Source organism: Neisseria sp. P0021.S006 (assembly GCF_051956895.1).
Genome location: NZ_JBQCWZ010000848.1, coordinates 1 through 621 on the forward strand (window position 1 = coordinate 1; position 621 = coordinate 621).

Annotated in this window: 1 protein-coding gene; it reads right to left on the minus strand. The window is 50.7% G+C overall.

The genetic code is table 11. The annotated features are described in order from the left end of the window. Window positions 1-621: ATP phosphoribosyltransferase regulatory subunit (locus tag ACTHUM_RS17470; RefSeq protein WP_440403622.1), on the minus strand; the 621-nt coding region annotated here is incomplete at both ends.

Consider the following 621-nt stretch of genomic DNA (forward strand, 5'->3'; position numbering starts at 1 on the left):
GCCACACTGACTGCGGACAATTCGGGTAATTTCTCTCTAGCCACAGTCAGCACTTCACGACCGCCATACAATCGGGGCAACAATGAAAACGCTTTTGCCCACATGCCGTCAAGTTTCCACTCTTTGACCAACTGGCTGACAGCCTCGGCATCTTTGTCCTGCATCGATGACAGCAGGATTGCCGATTGCTGCTCATCCAAATGCGCGGCATTTGCTAAAGCACGGAATACGCCGATATGGCCTAATGAAAGCAAAACTTCGCCCATGTCGGCAATCTTCATGCTTTTCAGCATCAAATCAATCAATTCGATATCCGCTTCAATGCCTTCCAAGCCGTACATTTCCGCACCCGCCTGCAAAGGTTCGCGCATATTGAGCAATCCGTCAGGACGCGCATGAAGTACCGAACCGGCGTAGCATAAACGGTTGATACCTTGGTTGGCAGAAAGCAAGTGGGCATCGATACGCGCTACCTGCGGCGTAATATCCGCGCGGATACCGAGCTGACGGCCGCTAAGCTGATCGACGACCAAAATGGTTTTCAAAGACAAACCGGCATCGATATGCGTCAATAAGGAATGGCTGTATTCCATCAATGGCGGTTGCACCAATTCATAACCA